The sequence below is a fragment of the Caulobacter radicis genome (assembly GCF_003094615.1).
In the GTDB taxonomy this organism is placed as follows: Bacteria; Pseudomonadota; Alphaproteobacteria; order Caulobacterales; family Caulobacteraceae; genus Caulobacter; species Caulobacter radicis.
Genome location: NZ_QDKO01000032.1, coordinates 107,705 through 127,640 on the forward strand (window position 1 = coordinate 107,705; position 19,936 = coordinate 127,640).

The 19,936-nt window shown below is 69.3% G+C and carries 17 protein-coding genes and 1 pseudogene; 11 read left to right on the top strand and 7 right to left on the bottom strand.

What is annotated here, in order from left to right; all coding sequences use genetic code 11:
• Positions 1 to 33 precede the first annotated feature (33 nt).
• Both DDF62_RS26500 and DDF62_RS18185 read right to left on the bottom strand, forming a co-directional pair.
• Positions 34 to 786: an energy transducer TonB gene (locus DDF62_RS26500; RefSeq protein ID WP_116490408.1), complete on the bottom strand. Its 753-nt coding sequence runs from the start codon at positions 784 to 786 to the stop codon at positions 34 to 36.
• A 103-nt stretch (positions 787 to 889) separates the two neighbouring features.
• Entirely contained in the window at positions 890 to 2,941 is a 2,052-nt protein-coding gene (locus tag DDF62_RS18185) for a TonB-dependent receptor domain-containing protein (RefSeq protein WP_116490409.1), read from the bottom strand.
• Between the two features lie 247 nt (positions 2,942 to 3,188).
• On the opposite strand from DDF62_RS18185, the gene DDF62_RS18190 reads away from it, so the two are divergent.
• Positions 3,189 to 3,719, top strand: coding sequence for a dihydrofolate reductase family protein (locus tag DDF62_RS18190; RefSeq protein WP_116490410.1), 531 nt, complete (start codon positions 3,189 to 3,191; stop codon positions 3,717 to 3,719).
• Between the two features lie 203 nt (positions 3,720 to 3,922).
• Here DDF62_RS18190 and DDF62_RS26740 read toward each other — a convergent pair.
• A pseudogene (locus DDF62_RS26740) lies at positions 3,923 to 5,522 on the bottom strand (DUF885 domain-containing protein).
• Between DDF62_RS26740 and DDF62_RS26305 the strand changes: the two are divergent.
• From DDF62_RS26305 to DDF62_RS18220, 6 genes are all read left to right on the top strand, one after another.
• Positions 5,406 to 5,759: a hypothetical protein gene (locus tag DDF62_RS26305; RefSeq protein ID WP_244286861.1), complete on the top strand. Its 354-nt coding sequence runs from the start codon at positions 5,406 to 5,408 to the stop codon at positions 5,757 to 5,759. The pseudogene DDF62_RS26740 and the gene DDF62_RS26305 overlap by 117 nt on opposite strands.
• Before the next feature lie 58 nt (positions 5,760 to 5,817).
• Positions 5,818 to 6,237 carry a DUF2946 family protein gene (locus tag DDF62_RS18200; RefSeq protein ID WP_165832294.1) on the top strand — a complete coding sequence of 140 codons (420 nt, stop codon included), beginning with the start codon at positions 5,818 to 5,820 and terminating at the stop codon, positions 6,235 to 6,237.
• A gap of 125 nt (positions 6,238 to 6,362) precedes the next feature.
• A complete protein-coding gene (locus tag DDF62_RS18205; protein WP_116490411.1) occupies positions 6,363 to 8,411 on the top strand; it encodes a TonB-dependent receptor family protein in 2,049 nt (682 codons plus the stop codon).
• Positions 8,412 to 8,413: 2 nt separating this feature from the next.
• Positions 8,414 to 9,742, top strand: coding sequence for a PepSY-associated TM helix domain-containing protein (locus DDF62_RS18210; RefSeq protein WP_116490412.1), 1,329 nt, complete (start codon positions 8,414 to 8,416; stop codon positions 9,740 to 9,742).
• Between the two features lie 2 nt (positions 9,743 to 9,744).
• A complete protein-coding gene (locus DDF62_RS18215; RefSeq protein WP_116490413.1) occupies positions 9,745 to 10,194 on the top strand; it encodes a copper chaperone PCu(A)C in 450 nt (149 codons plus the stop codon).
• A gap of 2 nt (positions 10,195 to 10,196) precedes the next feature.
• Positions 10,197 to 10,778, top strand: a complete 582-nt coding sequence (locus DDF62_RS18220; protein WP_244286862.1) for an SCO family protein — start codon at positions 10,197 to 10,199, stop codon at positions 10,776 to 10,778.
• A gap of 145 nt (positions 10,779 to 10,923) precedes the next feature.
• Here DDF62_RS18220 and DDF62_RS18225 read toward each other — a convergent pair whose 3' ends face one another.
• Positions 10,924 to 11,901 carry a zinc-binding dehydrogenase gene (locus DDF62_RS18225; protein ID WP_116490414.1) on the bottom strand — a complete coding sequence of 326 codons (978 nt, stop codon included), beginning with the start codon at positions 11,899 to 11,901 and terminating at the stop codon, positions 10,924 to 10,926.
• A gap of 32 nt (positions 11,902 to 11,933) precedes the next feature.
• The gene (locus tag DDF62_RS18230; protein ID WP_116490415.1) at positions 11,934 to 12,527 is read right to left on the bottom strand and encodes a TetR/AcrR family transcriptional regulator; all 594 of its coding nucleotides are present in this window, start codon (positions 12,525 to 12,527) and stop codon (positions 11,934 to 11,936) included.
• 154 nt (positions 12,528 to 12,681) lie between these two features.
• Here DDF62_RS18230 and DDF62_RS18235 point away from each other — a divergent pair, with 154 nt between their 5' ends.
• Entirely contained in the window at positions 12,682 to 13,464 is a 783-nt protein-coding gene (locus DDF62_RS18235; RefSeq protein ID WP_133244951.1) for an EndoS/ChiA family endoglycosidase, read from the top strand.
• A gap of 41 nt (positions 13,465 to 13,505) precedes the next feature.
• Entirely contained in the window at positions 13,506 to 14,813 is a 1,308-nt protein-coding gene (locus DDF62_RS18240; protein ID WP_116490417.1) for a hypothetical protein, read from the top strand.
• Positions 14,814 to 14,870: 57 nt separating this feature from the next.
• Here the strand turns inward: DDF62_RS18240 and DDF62_RS18245 are convergent, their stop codons facing one another.
• Together DDF62_RS18245 and manD are read right to left on the bottom strand one after the other, a co-directional pair.
• Positions 14,871 to 15,623 (bottom strand): FadR/GntR family transcriptional regulator, encoded by a 753-nt coding sequence (locus DDF62_RS18245; protein WP_109100550.1) that lies wholly within the window; start codon positions 15,621 to 15,623, stop codon positions 14,871 to 14,873.
• A gap of 119 nt (positions 15,624 to 15,742) precedes the next feature.
• Entirely contained in the window at positions 15,743 to 16,954 is a 1,212-nt protein-coding gene (gene manD, locus DDF62_RS18250; protein ID WP_116490418.1) for a D-mannonate dehydratase ManD, read from the bottom strand.
• A 220-nt stretch (positions 16,955 to 17,174) separates the two neighbouring features.
• Here manD and DDF62_RS18255 point away from each other — a divergent pair, with 220 nt between their 5' ends.
• Positions 17,175 to 19,316 (top strand): alpha-glucuronidase family glycosyl hydrolase, encoded by a 2,142-nt coding sequence (locus tag DDF62_RS18255; RefSeq protein ID WP_116490419.1) that lies wholly within the window; start codon positions 17,175 to 17,177, stop codon positions 19,314 to 19,316.
• A gap of 131 nt (positions 19,317 to 19,447) precedes the next feature.
• On the top strand, positions 19,448 to 19,741 hold the full coding sequence (locus tag DDF62_RS18260) for a GIY-YIG nuclease family protein (protein WP_116490420.1): 294 nt from the start codon (positions 19,448 to 19,450) through the stop codon (positions 19,739 to 19,741).
• Positions 19,742 to 19,936: the final 195 nt, after the last annotated feature.

The window sequence follows — 19,936 nt, forward strand, 5'->3', positions numbered from 1 at the left end:
GGCCTTCGGCCGCCTCCCCCAGAGGGGGAGGGCCTAATTCTTCAGCGAAAACTCCACCGGCGCGTCCATCTCGATCCGCTCGCCCTTGATCGTGTGCGGCGGGGCGGGGAAGGGATCGGCGCGGGCGACCATGGCCCGGACCTCGGCGTCGAGCAGGGCGTGGCCCGTCGGGCCGGTCAGGCGGCAGTCCAGCACGTGGCCGGCGCGGTCGAGGACGAAGGTCACCTGCGCCACGCCCTGCTGTTTCCGCATGCGAGCGGCCTTGGGATAGGTCTTGTGGGCTTCCAGCCAGGCGCGGACCCTCGCGGCATAAGCGGTGCTGGTTCCGGCGTGGGCCTGCACGCTGTCGGCGTCGCGCCGGCCGGCGGGAGGCTTGGCGGCGGAGGCGTCCATGGCCCGGGCGGCGGCCGGCACGGCGGCCTGGGCCGCGGCGGGCGGCGTCGGGCGCGGAGGCGCTTCCGAGGGGGGAGCGGGGGAGGGCGGCGCGGGTTGGGTCAGCCAGCCGTCGGGACGCGGCGGCAGCGGCTTGGGCGCGGGCTTTTCCGGCTGCGAGGGCTGCGGCGGCGTAGGCTCGCTTTCCGGCGTCGGGGCCGGCGCGGCGTCGGGCGAGGTGGCGTTGTCGAGGGTGTCGAGCGCCGGGTCGCCAAGAGAGATCAGCATGGCCGCGTCGTCCATGGGCGCGAGGACGGGCCTCTGCTCCCACTGGACGACGGCCAGCCCGAGGGCGCCGTTGATGACCAACGACGCCCCCGTCGCCCAGGCTCGAACATGCCAGGGCGTCTTCATGGCTGGAGCCCGTCCCGACCTGACGATGTCAGGCCGGGGCTCCAGTTTATGCTTGGACGCATTTTCTTCACGCGAACCGGAGTCCACTTCGCTCGAAAATGCTTCAGAACGTCTTGCCGAGCGTGAGCTTGACCGTCCGGCCCTCGGCGTCCAGCGACGACAGGTGGCGGCGGAAGTTCTTGTCGAACAGGTTGTCGACCCCGGCCTGCACCTCCAGGCCCTTCAGCGCGCCGTCCTGCGGCTTCCAGGTCAGGAACAGGTTGTGCACCGAATAGCCCGGCGTGCGCAGCGAGGCGGTGGTGGTCTCGTTCTGGTCGTCGGCGAACTCGCCGCGCCAGCCGGCCGTCAGGTTGTGGCTCGGGAAGACGTAGCCGACCGTCAGGTTCAGGGTGTCGGCCGGGATGGTGTTCAGCGGCGCGCCGCTCGTGCGGTTCTCGCCGTCGATCACCGACACCGCGCCACGCACGAACAGCTGCTTGGCGCCGTACTCGGCCTCGACCTCGACGCCCGAATAGCGGGCCTCGCCGATGTTGACGAAGTAGCTGGAGGTCGCCGTGCCGCGGGCGATCAGGTTGCTGACGTCGTTGCGGAAGAGGGTGGTCTTGATCCGCGCCTGGTCGCCCTGGCCGAACAGGTTGCGGAACTGCAGCGTGCCGCCGACCTCGTAGTTGTCCGACTCCTCGGGCTTGAGGTTGAGGCTGTAGTTGCTAGCCGTCGCCGAGGTGCGGCTGTAGATCTCGTCCAGCACCGGCATGCGCACGGTGTGGGCGATCGAGCCGAACACCGAAGCCCATTCGGTCAGGCTGTAGAGGGCGGCGATCTTCGGCGAGACACCGTTGTCCTTGATCTCGCGGCTGGTGGTCACGCCCAGGCCCGGCTGCAGCTTGGTCCAGTCGACGCGGACGCCGGGGATGACGGTCAGCTTGCCGTAGGTGACCTCGCCCTGGGCGAACAGGCCGTACTTCTCCATGTCGCCTTCGGGGTGGGTGGCCGCCCCGTGGTTGGTGCCGGTGGCGGTGCGGCGCGGGTTGCGGCGCTCCTGCTTGTAGGCCTGGGCGCCGACGGTCAGGAAGGCGACGCCGTCGCCGGCGAACTGGAACTCCGAGGTGTTCTGGGCGCGACCCTGCAGGGTCTTGTACGAGAACTCCGACTCCAGCACCCCCGACAGGAAGGTGGTGTCGGTCTGGTTGACCTTGCTGTTGGCGTAGGAGACCTGGGCCTCGAAATCGAGCAGGTCGTTACCCTCGAAGGCGTTCTGGTAGCCGATCACGGCCGTGTCGTCGGTGGTCTTGCGGCGCACCGGCGTCGTGGCCATGGCCTCGGACTGGTCGTAGATCTGGACGCTGTCGTTCTTCCAGTTCTGGTACGAGGCCCAGAGGCTGTGGTCCTTGCCGAAGGTGTAGCGGCCCTTCAGCAGGTAGCTGTCGGAGGTGGCGTTGGAGGCCGGCACGACCTGGCCGTTGCCGTTCTCGTACTCGTCGCTGCGGCGGCTGGTGTACATGCCCAGCACTTCCAGCTTTTCGGTCGGCTTGAAGGCCAGGATGCCCGAGCCGAAGCGGGCCTCGGCGTTGCTCTCGACGCCGCCGCGCAGGCGCACGGCTAAGCGGTCGTCGCCTTGCAGGAAGTCCGAGGCGTCCTTGCTGGTGAAGCTGACCACGCCGGCCAGGGCGCCCGCGCCGTAGAGGGTGGACGAGGCCGGGCCACGCAGCACCTCGACGCGCTTGTAGAACTCGGGGTCGCTGAAGAACGCGCCCATCCGGTACTGCTCGAAGAATTTCGTGACGCCGTCGATCTGCATCAGGATGCGGCTGTCGCTGTCGGCCAGGCCGGTGCCCATGCCGCGGATGTTGAAGCCCTGACCCAGGGCGCCGACGCCGCCCATGGTGTTGACGCCGGGGATGCCGGCCAGGAGGTCGCCGATGGTCGAGGCCTGGGCCTGGTCGATGGCGTCCTGGTCGAGCGTGGTGACGGCCTGGGGCGTGTCGATCGCCACCTTCTCCTGGCCGGCCGAGACGACGACCTTGCCCAGCGACAGCTTGCTGGTGGTGACGGCCTCTTCGGGCGCATCGGCGGTCTGGGCGTGGGCGAGGCCGGCGAGAACGAGGTTGGCGACGCCGGCCAGCAACAGGCCGCGCGTCCGGTTGGAAATGCGCATACGAATATCCCCGTATATAAGCGAATAAGAATCATTCGCACTATCTGGGCGAGCGACTCCCGACAGAGCGCCTCGCCGAACGGCGACGCTTTTGGTCGCCTTTCCGCCTTAATGCAAGTGACTCTTAATAGCGAGTTGATGCGAGGGTGCAAAAGTGGGCGGACAGGGGCGGCGGCCTTTGTGTCCTGTCGCGTTTGCGCGCACCTTGCGCCGGGGTCGTTCGAGAGGCCCGGGTGGAGATCACGGCATGGCCAAGCTCGTCTTCGGCATGAACCAGTCCCTCGACGGCTATGTCGACCACATGGGCTTTGGTCCGGATCCCGTGCTGTTCCAATACTTCGTCGACCAGGCGCGGAGCCTGACGGGCAGCCTGTATGGCCGCCGCCTCTACGAGATCATGAGCTACTGGGACGACGAGCACCCGGAGTGGGACGAGGCCAGGCGCGACTTCGCGGCGGCCTGGCGCGGTTGCCCCAAATGGGTGGTGTCGCGCTCGCTGACGTCCGTCGGGCCGAACGCGTCGTTGCTCGAGGGCGATCTTGCGACGGCCGTCCGCGCGCTGAAGGATCGCCACGACGGGGTGATCGAGGTCGGCGGACCGGACTTGGCCCGAAGCCTGACCAAGCTTGGCCTGATCGACGAGTACAAGATCTATTTGCACCCCGTGGTGCTGGGCGAGGGGGCGCCGTTCTTCGCGGGCTCCAAGCCCAAGCTGCGCCTAGTGGACAGCACCCGGATCGGCAACGAGGTCGTCAGGCTGACCTACGTGCCTGCGTAGCGGGGAAGGGGCGGATCTGTTTCGTATTTGATGGCGCGGATACTTCACTCGTCATCCCGGCCGGAGGACCGCGTAGCGGACCGTAGAGCCGGGACCCAGAGGCCGCCTGCGGTGCGCCGGCCCCTGGGTCCAGGATAAGCCCTGCGGGCTTTCCGGGATGACGAGCCGTTTGGGTGAGAAGGCGCCCTGGGGAGCGCCGACCCTCAAATCCCCTTCCACTCGTCGATCACCGAGGCCAGCACGTCGAGCGGCATGGTGCCGGCGGTCAGGCCTGTGTCGTGGAAGCCCTTGAGGCTGAACCTGTCGCCCAGGCGCTTTTGGGCGCGGGCCCGGCTTTCCGTCCAGGTGCGCCAGCCGAGCATGTAGCTGGACGCCTGGCCCGGCTGGACGCAGTAGCGCTCGATCTCGCGGGTGACCGAGCTTTCGGCGTCGCCCAGCGTCTCCGACATGTAGGCGATGGCCCGCTCGCGGCTCCAGCGCTTGGCGTGGATGCCGGAGTCGAGCACCAGCCGCGAGGCGCGGAACAGCATCGAGGCGATGTAGCCGAGCTGGCCCAATGGATCGTCCTTGTAGGCCCCCATCTCGTCGGCCAGCTCCTCGGCATAGAGCGCCCAGCCTTCCGAATAGCCCGAGAAGATCGGCAGGCGGCGCAGGGTGGGGATGCCCGGCGCCTCCATCATCAGGGCGTTCTGCAGGTGGTGGCCGGGGATGGCCTCGTGGAACACCAGGGTCGGCAGGTCGAAACGCGGCTGCTCGGCCGTGTCGCGCAGGTTGATCGAGAACAGGCCAGGGCGCGAGCCGTCCAAGCTGGGCGGGGTGTAGTAGGCGCCGGGCGCGCCGCTCTCGATCGACGGCGGGATGCGCTGGATCTTCACCCCGGCCTTGGGCAGGCGGCCGAAATAGCCGGGCAGGCGCTCGCGCATGGCCTGGGTCTTGGCCTCCAGGTCGGCCAGCAGGGCGGCGGCCGGCGTCGTCGTTGGGATAGAGATTGGCCGGGTCGCGACGCAGGGCGGCGATGCGGGCGCCGACCGGGCCCTGCGTCAGGCCGCGGGCCCTGAGGATGGCGTCGGCGCGGGCGCTGAACCGAGCAACCAGCTCCAGGCCCAGGCGGTGGATCTCCTCGCCGGCCAGGTCGGTGGTCGTGGCCGAGCGCACGGCGTAGCGGTAGTAGGCCTCGCCGTCCGGCAGGCGCCAGACGCCGGCGTCGTGGGTCGCGGTGGGCAGGGCGGCGGTCAGCAGGTCGGCCTGGCGGCGTAGGGCCGGATAGACCTCGGCCTCGACGATCTTCGATGCGCGGGCTTCCCACTCGCCGGGGATGGCGGCAGTGCGGCGGGTGAGGCCCGTCACCAGCTCGGACCTGGCCGGGGCCGGCGCCAGCAGGGCCGAGAACTGGGCCAGGGTGGTGCGCAGCACGAAGTCGGGCGGGGTGGCGCCCTTGGCGAAGTCGGCGCGAGCCCGGGCGGTTTCCTGGTCGAGCAGCCCGGCGAAGGCCGACAGGCGCGAGAGGTAGGCCTCGGCGTCTTCCTTCGTCTTCACCGGATGGGTGTCGGCCAGGAAGCTGGGCACGGCGCGATAGGCGCCCGACAGCTGCGAGACGATGTAGGGCACGGCGACGCCGACGTTCGGATCGCCGAACGGCATGGCGTAGCTCTGCAAGGTGGTGTCGGCCAGATAGGCGGCCGAGCGATGGTTGACCCGGTCCATGCCGGTCAGGGCCTTGGCGTCGAAGGTCGCAAGCTGGGCCTGCAGGTCGACGAACAGCTGGCGGGTGCGGGCGATCCCGGCCGGCGAGCGGTCGTCCAGCCTGCCGCGCGCGGCGGCGTTGGGGCCGGCGTCCATGCCCGTCAGGGTCATCAGCTGCGGCGAGTCGAGCATCGCCTTGCCGATCAGGCCCTCCAGCACGGCGGTCAGGCGCTCGCCCTCGGTCTCGCGGGCCAGGGCGGGGACGGGCGCGGCCAGGGCGGCGGCGGACGCAAGGAAAGAACGGCGGTCGATCATGGGCTCGGTTGTACCCTGCGCCGCGTTTCGCGCCAGGGATGATGTGGCTGGGACGGAATGACCAAGGACAATCCGCGCCGCTTGAGCTAAAGCCTGAAGCGTGACCCGGCCGACCTTCCATCGCTGGACCAACGCCCGCGCCGTCTTCATGACGCTCGCGGCGCTGGCGGTCGCCTTGAAGGTGCTGATCCCGGCCGGCTTCATGACCGCGCCGGAACCGCGCAACGGCCTGCCCTTCGCCCTGGTGCTCTGCACCGGCCAGGGGGCCATGGTCGTCGCGCCCGGCGAGCGCCTGGATCACAAGAAGGGCTCCGACGAGAAGCCCGCCGACGCCCCCTGCGCCTTCGCGGCCCTGGGTGCGGCCATGGGCGCGCCGCCGGCTGACCTAGCCGTCGCGCCGGTCGAGTTCGTCGCCTATGCCACCCAGCCGCAGCCGGCCCGCGTCGTCCACCTGGCCCCCGGCCGGGGCCTGGCCGCGCCGCCGCTGCCGGCCAGAGGTCCTCCCAGCCTGCTGATCTGACCGCCGGTCGCGCGACCGGCGGAGCGCCCGGCCGCGCGCCGGGCCCGTAACGCCGCGCGCGAGACCGCGCCCGGCCAAGATCCGCCTGCTGATGGCCGTGCGAGGCGCGGCCCAAGGACCCGAAGATGAAATCCGTTCTCCTGGCCGCCTGCGCCCTGTCCGCGCTCGTCCCGGCCGCCGCCTTCGCCGAGACCCCCGACGACGCCGAGGCCGCCGTCTCGTCGGTGATCGTCACCGCCCGTCGCAACGCCGAAGATCCCTCCGTCGTCGCCGACGCCCGCAAGCGCCTGTCCGAAACCCCCGGCGCGGTGTCGGTGATCTCGCAGGAGGCCTATGCCAGCCGCCAGGCCCTGGCGCTGGATGACATGCTGCGCGATGCTCCCGGGGTCTACGCCCAGCGCAAGTGGGGCGGCGACGTGCGCATCTCGATCCGCGGCTCGGGGATCGGCAACGCCAGCCACAACCGTGGTCTTTTGCTGGCCCAGGACGGCGTGCCGCTGAACGAGGCCGACGGCTATGGCGACAGCCAGATCGCCGATCCGCTGAACACCCGCTACGCCGAGGTCTATCGCGGCGGCAACGCCCTGCGCTTCGGCGGCGCCTTGCTGGGCGGGGCGATCAACATGGTCACGCCCACGGGCAAGGACGCCGGCTTCAACGCTCGCCTGCGCGTCGACGGCGGCTCGTTCGGGCTGATCCGCGAGCACGCCGCCGTGGCCGGCCAGTCGGGCGACTGGGACCTCTATGCCGCCGCCACCAACCAGACCAGCCAGGGCTGGCGCTCGCAGAGCCAGCAGAACATCCAGTTCGCCACCCTGAACCTGGGGCGCAGCTTCGGGCAGGACCGCGAGGTGCGTTTCATCCTCAACGGCTCCAACATCGCCCAGGAGATCCCGGGCGCCCTGACCCTGGCGCAGTTCCAGGCCAATCCGCGCCAGAGCGCGGCCGCCAGCCTCGCCAACGACCAGGGCCGCAACCAGCGCGGCCTGCGCGGCTCGCTGCGCACCACCTGGCGCCTCGACGAGCACACGGTGTTCCAGGGCGCGGTCTATGCGGTGTGGAAGGATCTGGACCACCCGATCTTCCAGGTCATCGACCAGCAGAGCCGCAACTACGGCGCCTTCGGGCGGCTGGACTGGGACGGCGAGGTCGGCGGGCTGAAGGCCGACGCCTATCTGGGCGCCTGGTATCGCCAGGGCGACCTGGACTCGGCCTTCTACACCAACGTCCGGGGCGGGCGCGGCGCGCTCCAGTCGCTGTCGCTGCAGAACGCCAAGGCCGCCGACGTGTTCGGCGAAGGGCGCCTGTTCGTCACCGACCACGTGATCCTGGTCGGGGGCCTGACCTGGGGCCGGGCCGAGCGCGACTACCAGAGCTTCAAGGTTCCGGCCGCGGCCTCGACCTTCAACCTGACGGCCGACAAGGACTATGAGTGGGTGTCGCCGCGGGTGGGCGTGCTGTGGCAGGGCGACGACGGCTCGCAGCTGTTCGCCAACGTCACCCGCTCGGTCGAGCCGCCGAACTTCAGCTCGCTGTCGCCGAGCAATGTGGGCTTCGCGCCGATCCAGGCGCAGGAGGCCTGGACCGCCGAAGCGGGTGCGCGCGGCCATCGCGGAGCCTTCACCTACGACCTGACCGCCTATCGCGCCAAGCTGAAGCACGAGCTGTTGCAGTTCGCGGTCGACAGCCAGCATCCGGCCGCCACCTTCAACGCCGACGACACCATCCACCAGGGGATCGAGGCGGCGCTGGACTGGGCCTTCGCGCCGCGCTGGCGCCTGCGCCAGACCTACACCCTGTCGGACTTCCGCTTCGACGGCGACGCCCAGTACGGCGACAACCGCCTGCCCATCGTGCCCAAGCACTTCTACCGGGCCGAGCTGCGTTACGACGCGGCCGCCGGCTGGTTCCTGGCCCCGTCGGTGGAGTGGTCCGCCAGCGACCAGTGGATCGACTACAAGAACACCAGGACCGCGCCGTCCTACGCGATCCTCAACCTCAACGCCGGCTGGAAGGCGACCGACAAGGTCTCGCTGTTCCTCGACGCCCGCAATTTGACGGACGAGGCCTATGTGTCCAACGTCCAGGCGGCCACCACCTGGACCGCCGCGACCGCGGCCGTCTGGCCGGGCGACGGCCGCTCGGTGTTCGGCGGCGTGACGGTGTCGTTCTGACCATGGCGACGGCGAGTGAAACCCCGGCCGGCGAGGTCTACCGCGCCTTCTGGCGCTGGCACTTCTATGCCGGCCTGCTGGTGCTGCCGGTCCTGATGCTGCTGGCCCTGACCGGCGGGCTCTACCTGTTCAAGGACGAGCTGACCGCGATCGTGCAGCGGCCTCTGGCGGTGGTGGCCGATGGGCCGGGCACGACCCGGCCGTCGGCCTGGATCGCCGCCGCCGAGGTGGCGGCGGGCGGCAAGGTCCGGCAGCTGGTGATACCGGCGCGCGGCGACCGCGCCGTGCAGCTGGCGCTCGACACCGACGACGGCGCGCGGACGGCCTATGTCGATCCGCACAGCGGCCAGGTGCTGGGCGTCGGCGCGCCCGGCGGCGTCATGGGTGTGGTCAAGCGGCTGCACAGCCTGGACATCGCCGGACCGGTCGCCAACCTGCTGGTCGAGATCGTCGCCGGCTGGGCCATCGTGCTGGTGGCCACGGGCGTCTTCCTGTGGTGGCCGCGCGGGCGAGGCGGCGGCGTGGTGACCGTGCGCGGCGCGCCGTCCAGGCGCGTCTTCTGGCGCGACCTGCACGCGGTGACCGGCATCTTCGCGGGGCTGGTCATCGTGTTCCTGGCGGCCACCGGCATGCCGTGGTCGGCCGTCTGGGGCAAGGAGGTACGCCAGCTGACCACCCAGGCCGGCTGGGGGCGTCCGCGTCCGCCGGTCGCCCAGCCGCACCATGCCGGCGAGGCCCCGAGCGAAGGCGTGCCGTGGGCGCTGCAAACCCATGCCGCGCCTGCTTCGGGCCACGGCCACATGAGCCTGGGCGTCGACGCCGTGGTGGAGCGGGTGAAGGCCGCCGGCCTGACCGACGGCTTCACCCTGACCCTGCCCAAGACCCACGGCGGGACCTGGACGGCGGCCTACATGCCCGACCAGGTCGAACGCACCCGCACCCTCTATCTCGACGGCGGCGACGGCCGCGTGATCGCCGACCTGCGCTATCGCGACTTCGGACCGGCGGCCAAGGTCATCGAGTGGGGCATCGCCGTCCACCAGGGCCAGCAGTTCGGCCTCTTCAACAAGCTGCTGATGCTGGCTGGCTGCATCGCCGTCTGGCTGCTGGGCGTCTCGGCCGTGGTCATGTGGTGGAAGCGCCGGCCGAAGGGACGGCTGGCCGCGCCTGTCCCGCCGGCCGACCGCCGCGCCTATCTGGGCCTGGCGGCCGTCGTGCTGCCCCTGGCTGCTTTCTACCCGCTCGTCGGCGCCTCGCTGGCGGCGGTCCTGTCGCTTGATCTCATCCTGCGTCGCCTGTCCCCCCGGCGGCGCCTCGAGGCTGGAGCCTGACCATGAAGACTCTCCATCTCCCGATCCTGGCCGTCGCCGCGTTGGCGAGCGCCGCACAGGCCGCGCCGCCGGCCCGGGTGGCGCCCAAGGTCGCCGTCGAGGGCGCCTGGTGCCGCGCCGCGCCCAAGGGCGCGCCGGCCGGCGGCTGCTACCTGACCCTGACCGCCTCGGCCGCCGACCAGCTGGTGTCGGTGGAAACCCCCGCCGCGGCCCGGGCCGAGATCCACACCATGTCTATGGACGGCGGGGTGATGCGCATGCGCAAGCTCTCCGACGGCCTGGCGTTGCCCGCCGGCCAGGCCGTGGCGCTGAAGCCCGGCGCCGAGCACCTGATGGTGATCGGGCCGAAGATCGATCTGGTGGCGGGGGCCAGCGTGCCGCTGACCCTGCGGTTCAAGTTCGCGCCGCCGGTGGCGATCAACGCGCCGGTCAAGGCCGTGGGAGGCAAGTAGACGTGCGTATCCTGTCCAAACTCGTCCTGGCGGCGCTGATCTGCGCCGCGCCCCTGGCCGCCTGCGACCGCACGGCCGAGCACGCCAAGGCCAACGCCTCGGCCAAGGTGGGGGGGCCGTTCCAGCTGGTCGACCAGAACGGCAAGGCCGTCACCGAGAAGGACCTGCTGGGCAAGCCCACGGCGATCTTCTTCGGCTTCACCTTCTGTCCGGAGGTGTGCCCGACGACCCTGACCGAGATGACCGGCTGGCTGAAGGACCTGGGCCCGGACGCCGACAAGCTGAACGTGGTGTTCGTCTCGGTCGACCCCGAGCGCGACACGCCCGAGCAACTGAAGCTCTATCTGTCGAACTTCGACCACCGCATCCGGGGCCTGACCGGCACGACGGCCCAGACCGACGCGGCGGCCAAGGCCTACCGCGTCTATCACCGCAAGGTGGCGATCGAGGGCGGGGAATACACGGTCGACCACTCGTCGGCGGTCTACCTGTTCGACGCCAAGGGCAATTTCGTCGAGCCGATCGGTTACGGCAGCCCGCCCGAGCGAGGGTTGGCGCAGCTGAAGGCGCTGCTGAAAGGGTAGTGCGTGGTCCTCGCCCGGAGTTCATCCTCGGGCCGACCAAAGGTCGGACCCGGGGGACGGGCTCAGGGTGAGGACCACTCATAGCTCGCGGCGCGGGAGAAACCTCACCCTGAGCTTGTCGAAGGGCGAGGTTTCCGTCGCTAAATCAAGGCCGCAGCAGCACCTTCCCGGTCTTGCCGGGGGTCAGCGAGGCCTTCACGGCGTCGGCTGCCTGGTCGAGGCCGTAGACGCCGTCGGCCGGCAGCTTCAGCTTGCCGGTGGCGACCTGGGTCAGGAGCTCGCCGATCAGCTTGCGGCGCAGGTCCGGGGCCATGTTGGCCGAGACGGTCGAGCCCCAGAAGCCCTTCACGGTCAGCTGCTTGAAGATCACCGCGCCCGACGAGATCTGCATCGGCTCGCCGGTCATCGAGCCGAACGACACCAGCAGGCCGTTCTCGCCCAGCAGGTCGGCCATGTCGCCCGAGGCGGTTCCGCCGATGGAGTCGACGGCGGCCTTGATCGGCGCGCCGCCGGTCAGTTCGGCGACCTTCTTCTTCCAGTCGGCGTCGGCGGTGGAGACGGCGTTGTCGATGCCAAGCTCGGCCAGTTCGGCCACGCCCGCGTCGCGGCGCACCAGGTTGATCACGTTGACGCCGCGGGCCTTGGCCAGCATGGCCAGGGTCTTGCCGACCGCGCCGTTGGCGGTGTTCTGGGCGACCCAGTCGCCGGCCTCGACATTCAGGGTCTCGAGCAGGGTGATGGCGCTGAACGGCATGGCGATCAGCTGGGCGGCGGCCTCGTCGGGGATGGCGTCGGGCACGGGCACGAGGCCGGCGGCCGAGGCGATGAAGAACTCGGCCCAGCTGCCGTGCACGCCGGCCACGGCGAAGCGCTGGCCAATGAGGCCTGCGTCGACGCCTTCACCCACGGCGTCGACGATGCCGACCGCCTCGCTGCCGCCGATGGCGGGCAGGGCGGGCTTGTAGCCGTAGTTGCCGCGCACGGTCCAAAGGTCGTGGTTGTGGATCGGCGACAGCAGGGTGCGCACCCGCACCTTGCCGGGGCCGGGCTCGGGGATCGGGCTGTCGGCCAGGATCAGGACTTCGGCCGGATCGCCGAAGGTCTCGTGGATCGCGCTGCGCATGGGTGGTCTCCTTGTTGTTATGAGGGAGCGGCTCAGGCGGCCGCGAGCAGGATCTCGGTGGTGGCCAGCGCCTCGCGCAGGGGCGTCTGGTCCTTGGAAAGCTTGGCCAGGATGGCCGCCCCCAGCCACAGGGCGTACATCGCCCGGGCGGTGGCGACCGGATCGCCCGAGCCGGGCAGGGAGCCGTCGTCGCGGCCCTCGACGATGACGGCGGCGATGCGGCGCACCAGGCGCTCGACCCCGGTGTCGAGGATCCGCCGCATATCCTCCGACAGGTCGGAAATCTCGGCGCCCAGCTTCACCACCAGGCAGCGGTCGGCCATGCCGCAGGCGGTGTCGCCGTCCAGCCAGACCTTCCAATAGGCCATCAGGCGCTGGCGGCCGCTGCCGGGCGCGTCGAACAGGCCGGCCAGCTTGGCCCCGTATTCGGCGCAGTAGTCCTCCAGCAGGGCGCAGCCGAAGGCCTCCTTGGAGGCGAAGTAGTAATAGAACGAGCCCTTGGGCACGCCGCTGGCGTCCAGCAGCTCCTTCAGGCCCATGCCGCCGAAACCCTGGCGCAGCACCAGTTCGCGGCCACTGGCCAGGATGTGTTCGCGGGTGATCTCGGACTTCTTGCGGGCAGTCATGATCAGCTATGTAGGGAATAATAGACCGGTCGTCTAGTTGTTGGATTTTCGAATTTTCGCGCCCTGAGGTTGGGTGTGCGGAATCGCACATCTTAAAGGAGTCATTTCTTCACTAACTTCCTCAGGTTGCATTTCTGCGATCGAGGGGGCTCCCGTGACCAGTCAGACTTTCATGGCCTATTGGCTTGGCTACAACGAGGGCGGGCCGTCGCTGGAGGAGACGCCGGACTCGGTAGGGGTCGTGGCTCTGGCCTTCGCGGTGAACGCGCCCAGCGACCAGGGCGACACCATCACGCTCGACTTCCTGACCAGCAAGCACAGCGCGCAGGAGATCCGGGCCGGCGCCAAGGCCCTGCAGGCGCGGGGCGTCAAGGTGCTGATGTCGATCAACGGCAAGCCGAACTGGGACGGCCATCCCGGCGGCTGGGGCAATCTCGATCCGACAGTCTACGCCGCCAACGTCAAGGCGATCGTCGTCGACGACTGGGGCCTGGACGGGGTGGATCTCGACAACGAGGACGTCTCCTACACGCCCGACGAAAACTTCGTCGAAGTGATAAAGGCGCTGCGCGCGGCGCTGGGGCCGGACGCGTTGCTGACCCTGCCGGTCTATCTGGGCGTGACGCGAGACGCCTACCTGGCGCAGGTCAAGGACCAGATCTCGTTCGTCGCCACCATGGCCTACTGGAACGACGTTCAGGGCCAGACCGAAATGTTCGACCAGTACGCCGGGCTCGTCGGGCCCGGGAAGGTCGCCATCGGCGTCGCCGACGCCGCCAACGCCGGCCAGAACACCGCCTTCGCCGACCTGGCCCCCCTGGCCAGCTGGAACCCGCCCGGGGCGTCCAAGGCCGGGATCATGCTCTGGAACCTCAACGCGCCACCCACGGACCAGACCGCCGCGTGGTGCGCCGAGATCTCCGAAAACCTGTCCTGAGTGCGAGTGCGAAACCGAGTTCAAATCAAGGAGGAAACATCATGAACGCCATCGTCTCGACCGACACCGCCGCCATCGGCCTCGTGCTCGGCGCCGCCGTCTTCAACACCTCGCCGCCGACCACCCAGGGGCTGTCGATCTCGGCCCTGGGCGGCACGCCCGCCGGCGATCACCAGCGCCTGGGCAACAACCAGGCCGTCACCGTGCAGTTCAACCTGGACGCCGACGCCTTCACCAAGACCCTGGCGGTGCGGGTGAACGGCCTGGTGTCGCGCAACGGCAACCAGGAAGGCTTCTCGCCGATCTCGGTGCAGGTCAACGGCGGCCAGATCGTCTCGGGCTTCACCATTCCGGGCGGCGGCTTCGGCCCGCAGGACGCGATCTTCCCGATCCCCGCGGCCCTGCTGAAGGCCGGCGCCAACGCCCTGCAGCTGCAGGTGGACGGCAACGCCCAGACCTTCTTCTGGCTCTATGGCCTGGAGATCGACTTCGTCTCCGGTCCCTATGTCGGCAAGGCCCTGGCCGCCAATCTGCGGGTCTCGCCCGTCGCCCTGAGCCCCGGCCTGTCGATCACCACCAACGGCGGCACGTTCGCGGGCGATCACTACAAGTACGCCCAGAACACGAGCTTCGGCCTGCAGTTCTCGCTGACCGACCTGGGTCCAGCCGCGCAGGTCAGCGTCGCGCTGTACGGCCTGGTGTCGCGCAACGGCAACCAGGACGGCTATTCGCCGATCTCGCTGATCTTCAACGGCAAGCCGATCCTGGCCGACTACACCGTGCCGGGCGGCGGCTTCGGGCCGCAGTGGGTGGAAGTGGCGGTGCCCGCCGAGCTCTGCGTGTCCGGCGCCAACACCATCGTCCTGACGGTGTCGCCCAACGCCACCACCTTCTTCTGGCTCTATGACTTCGCCGTCTCCAAGGGCCAGTTCTACACGCCGGTCGCCACGGCCGACTTCTCGGTCTCGCCGCCGAAGACCAACCAGCTGACGGTCTCGCAGAACGACGGCAGCTTCGCCGGCGACCACGTGAAGATCGCCCAGAACGGCGTGGTGGCGGTGACCTACCAGGCGGCCTCGGCCTCGGCGGCGCTGATGTTCGAGTTCGACGGGCTGGTGTCGCGCAATGGCAACCAGGAAGGCAACGCCCCGGTCAGCCTCAGCGTCAACGGCACGCAGATCATCGCCAACTACGTCGTGCCCGGCGGCGGCTTCGGCTACCAGGCCAACTATTTCGTGGTCCCGCCGCAGCTGGTGAAGGCCGGCGCCAACACCTTCAGCCTGCAGGTCGCCAGCACCGGCACGACCTACTTCTGGCTCCGCGGCATGTCCGTGCGCACGCCGACCTAGGATCGCGGGCAAGCTCGCAATCGCGCCCCGGCGGTCTCCGCCGGGGCGTTTTGCGTTCTAGATGGCCACGCGCTTGGCGATGGCGTCGCGGCGGGCGTTGGTTTCCTGCTGGGCGCGCTCGACGGCCTCGGTCTCGGTGGCGTGCAGCAGGTGTTCGATGACCCGCTCAAGGTGGTCGCGCATGGCCTGGCGGGCGGCGGCGGGATCGCGGGCCTTGAGGGCCTCGACCACCCGGCGGTGCTCGGCGATGCGGGGCTCCAGCCCCATGCCGCGGGCGCGGGTCAGGATATTGCGGGCCAGGGCCGAGCGGTTGCGCCAGTCCCACAGGTTCTCGATCGTGGCGATGATCGCGCCGTTGCCGGTGGCCGCGGCGATGACGAGGTGGAACTCGCGGTCGGCGTCCTCGCCCCGGATCTCCTCTTCCTCGTGCATGCGCTCGAGCAGGCTTTCCAGCTGGGCGATCTGCTCCTCGGTGATCGAGGTGGCGGCCAGGGCGGCGGCCTCGCCCTCGAACAGGCGGCGGGCCTCGATAAGTTCGAAGGCGCCGATCTCGGTCTCGCGCTCGGCCGCCTGCGGGGCCACGGGGCGGACGTCGCCGGTGACATAGATGCCCAGGCCGTGGCGGGCCTCGATCATGCCCAGCATTTCCAGGGCGATCATCGCCTCGCGCAGGGTGGGGCGAGAGACGCCGAACTGCTCGGCCAGTTCGCGCTCGGTCGGCAGGCGGTCGCCCAGCTTGTACTGGCCCGCCTCGATGGCGTCGGCGACGGTGTCCGCGATCTTGCGGTAGAGCTTGACGTTGTCCGACATGGCTTCCTGGAATCGACGCGCGGAACCGATGGTCCCTCATCGATAGCATAACCCTTGTCGGACGCCGCCGCTATTTGGTCTGACAAGACCCCTCGCGGGATCTCACCAGTCGTGCCCGATCACCAGTCGTGCATCGACCCGTCCTCGCGGCGGGCCACCGGCAGGTAGGCGCGGCTGTAGGGATACTTGGCGGCCAGGTCCTCGTCGATGTCGACCCCAAGGCCCGGCGCCTCGCCCGGATGCAGCATGCCGTCGTCGAAGGTGTAGGCGTGGGGGAAAACGGCGTCTGTCTCGGCCGTGTGGCGCATGTATTCCTGGATGCCGAAATTGGGGATCGACAGGTCGAAGTGCAGGGCCGCGGCCATGCAGACCGGCGACAGGTCGGTGGCGCCGTGGCAGCCGGTGCGCACGCCGTGCATGTCGGCGAAGGCGGCGACGCGGCGCAGGTGGGTGATGCCGCCGGCATGGACCACGGTGGCTCGGATATAGTCGATCAGCTGTTCCTCGATCAGCTGTTTGCAGTCCCAGATCGAGTTGAACACCTCGCCCACGGCCAGCGGCGTGGTGGTGTGCTGGCGGATCAGGCGGAAGTTGGCCTGGTTCTCGGCCGGGGTGGCGTCCTCCATCCAGAACGGGCGGTAGGGCTCGATGTCCTTGCCCAGGCGTCCGGCCTCGATGGGCGTGAGGCGATGGTGCACGTCGTGCAGCAGGTGGATGTCCCAGCCCAGCTTCTCGCGCGCCGCCTCGAACAGCGGCGGCACGCTGCGCAGGTACTTCTCGGTCGACCACAGGCTTTCGCTGGGCAGGGCCGCGTCGGCCGGCTCGTAGAAGAAGCGGTCCTTGGAGACGCCGTAGACGGTCTTCAGCCCCGGCACGCCCGACTGCAGGCGGATGGCCTTGTAGCCCTGCTCGGCATAGACGGCGGCGTTGTCGAGGGTCTCCTCGATGCTGGCGCCGTTGGCGTGGCCGTAGACCATGACGCCGGTGCGGCAGGCGCCGCCCAGCAGCTGGTAGAGCGGCAGGTTCGCGACCTTGGCCTTGATGTCCCACAGGGCCATGTCGACGGCGGCGATGGCGGACATCGTCACCGGGCCGCGCCGCCAGTAGGCGCCCTTGTAGAGGTACTGCCAGATGTCCTCGATCTGGTGGGCGTCGCGGCCGATCAGGCAGGGAATGACGTGGTCGTTCAGGTAGCTGGCCACGGCCAGTTCGCGCCCGTTCAGGGTGGCGTCGCCGATCCCGTACACGCCGTCGCTGGTCTCGATCTTCAGGGTGACGAAGTTGCGGCCCGGACAGGTGACGATGACCCTGGCGGCGGTGATCTTGAGCATCGGCGTCTTTCTGCGGCGGCGCCGGTTGGGCCGGCGACGAGGTCTTGGCGGGCGCTTGGCCCGCGAGCGATCTTCCTCCTTTCGTTTAAACGCGGCAGGGAGGTTGTCAATCCATTGGTCAGACCAATAAGGTGCTGGAGACTCGACCACCTCGCCGGACATGCGGCGACAGCTTCAGGCCGCGAAGACGGCCGACCCAGATGATCGACGGGGAGATGCGATGCGACCCAGCCACCTGCTTTACGGGCTCTGCCTGGCCGCCGGCCTGCTGCTGGCGCCGCTGGCCGCCTGGGCCGAGGACGGCCATGACCTGTGGCTCCGCTATCGGCCGGCGGCGGCGGGCGAGGCGGCCGCCTATCGCGCTTCGGTCGGAGCGGTTGCGCCGGTCGCCGACACGCCCACCCTGAAGGTCGCCCGCGCCGAGCTCGAACAGGGCCTGGCCGGCCTGCTGGGCGAGCGCCGCGACGGCGGCGGCGAGATTCTGCTGGGAACGCCGGGATCCTCGCCCCGGATCGCCGCGCTGAAGCTGCCGCTCGACGCCGCCGGGGACGAGGGCTTCCGCATCCGCACCCTGACCGACGGCGGACGACCGCTCACGGTGATCGCCGCCAACACGGACATCGGCGTGCTGCATGGCGTCTATCGCTATCTGGCGCTGATCCAGACCAGGCAAGCGGTCGACCGGCTGGACCTGCTCGACGCCCCCAAGGTCCGCTACCGGCTGCTGAACCACTGGGACAACCTGGATCGCAGCGTCGAGCGCGGCTATGCGGGCCAGTCGATCTGGGACTGGTGGCGGCTGCCCGACGTCAAGGATCCCCGCTACGCCGACTACGCCCGCGCCAACGCCTCGATCGGGATCAACGGGGCGGTGCTCAACAACGTCAACGCCAAGTCCGACAGCCTGACGGCGCCCTATATCGCCAAGGCCGCGGCCCTGGCCGATACGTTCCGGCCGTACGGGATCAAGGTCTATCTGTCGGCGAGGTTTTCCTCGCCGATCGAGATCGGCGGGCTGAAGACCGCCGACCCGCTGGACCCGGCCGTGCGGGCCTTCTGGAAGGCCAAGGCCGACGAAATCTACAAGGCCATTCCCGACTTCGGCGGCTTCCTGGTGAAGGCCAATTCCGAAGGCCAGCCCGGTCCGCAGGACTATGGCCGCACCCACGCCGACGGCGCCAACATGCTGGCTCAGGCCGTGGGCCCGCACGGCGGCATCGTGATGTGGCGAGCCTTCGTCTATTCGCACGAGCAGCCCGACGATCGCGCCAAGCAGGGCTATTCGGAGTTCAAGCCGTTCGACGGCCAGTTCGCGCAGAACGTCATCGTCCAGGTCAAGAACGGGGCGATCGATTTCCAGCCGCGCGAGCCGTTCCACCCGCTGTTCGGGGCCATGCCGAAGACCAACCTCGGCATGGAGTTCCAGATCACCAAGGAGTATCTCGGCTTCTCCACCCACCTGGCCTACCTGGGGACCATGTGGGAAGAGGTGCTGAAGGCCGACACCTTTGCCGCCGGGCCGGGCTCGACCGTGGCCAAGGTCGTGGACGGCAAGCTGCACGGCTATTCGCGCACCCTGATGGCGGGGGTCGCCAATATCGGGACCGACCGCAACTGGAGCGGCTCGCAGTTCGACCAGGCCAACTGGTACGCCTTCGGCCGCCTGGCCTGGGATCCGGAAGCCTCTTCCGAAGCCATCGCTCGCGACTGGGCGGCCATGACATTCACGCCCGACAGGCGCTTCACCGGGCCTGCCGTGAAGATGATGATGGGCTCGCGCGAGGCGGTGGTCGACTACATGACCCCGATGGGCCTGCACCACCTGATGGGCCGCAGCCACCACTACGGGCCGGGGCCATGGGTGGCCGGCGGCGAGCGCGCCGACTGGACCAGCGTCTACTACCACAAGGCCGACAAGGCCGGGATCGGCTTCGACCGCACGACCAAGGGCAGCGACGCCGTCGCGCAGTACGCCCCGCCGGTGGCGGCCGCCTTCTCGGATCTCTCGAAAATCGACGAGAAGGACCTGCTGTGGTTCCACCACCTGCCGTGGGACTACCGCACCAGGTCCGGCCGGCCGCTGTGGGACGAGCTGGTGACCCGCTATTCGCGCGGGGTGAAGGCGGTTGACGGCATGCAGGCGACCTGGGCGGGTCTGGCGCCCTATGTCGACGCCGAACGCCACGGCGAGGTGGCGACCTACCTGGCCATCCAGCGCCGCGAAGCCCAGTGGTGGCGCGACGCCTCGGTCGCCTATTTCCAGTCGATCAACGGCCTGCCCCTGCCCAAGGGCGAGACGCCGCCGCCGCTGAGCCTGGAGGCCTACGAGGCGATGGCGTTCCCGTACGCGCCGGGGATCTGAGGGGGAGGCGTCTCACCCCCATCGTCGTCATCCCGGCCGAAGCGCAGCGTAGAGCCGGGACCCAGGGGCCGCCGGCATTGCATCGGCGGCCTTTTCATGTTTCCATTTTGTTCTCATTTCGGGAGGGCGAAATGGAGCGCGTTTCCTACGTCTACATCCTGGCGAGCGCGCGTAACGGAACGCTCTATGTCGGCGTCACCAACGACCTTTCGCGCCGCACTTGGGAGCACCGCGAGAAGCTCATGCCCGGCTTCACGCGCAAGTACGGCGTGACGATGCTGGTCTGGTACGAAGTTCACGACGAGATCGGCGCGGCCATCCAGCGCGAAAAGCTGATCAAGCGCTGGCGGCGTGTGTGGAAGCTGGAGCTGATCGAGCGGATGAACCCGCTTTGGCTCGATCTGTATGAAACGCTGAACTGCTGAACGGCTCTGGGCTTGGCCCCTGGGTCCCGGCTCTTCGCTGCGCTTCGGCCGGGATGACGATGGAGAGGTCGGCGCCCATTCCGCGGGCGCCGATATCGATTCAAATAATATCGATACAAAAGCGTTGACATATTTTCGCCGCGTACCCCAGCCTGGGGACCGACCCGCCTTCAGAGCGGGCGCTCTCATGCATGC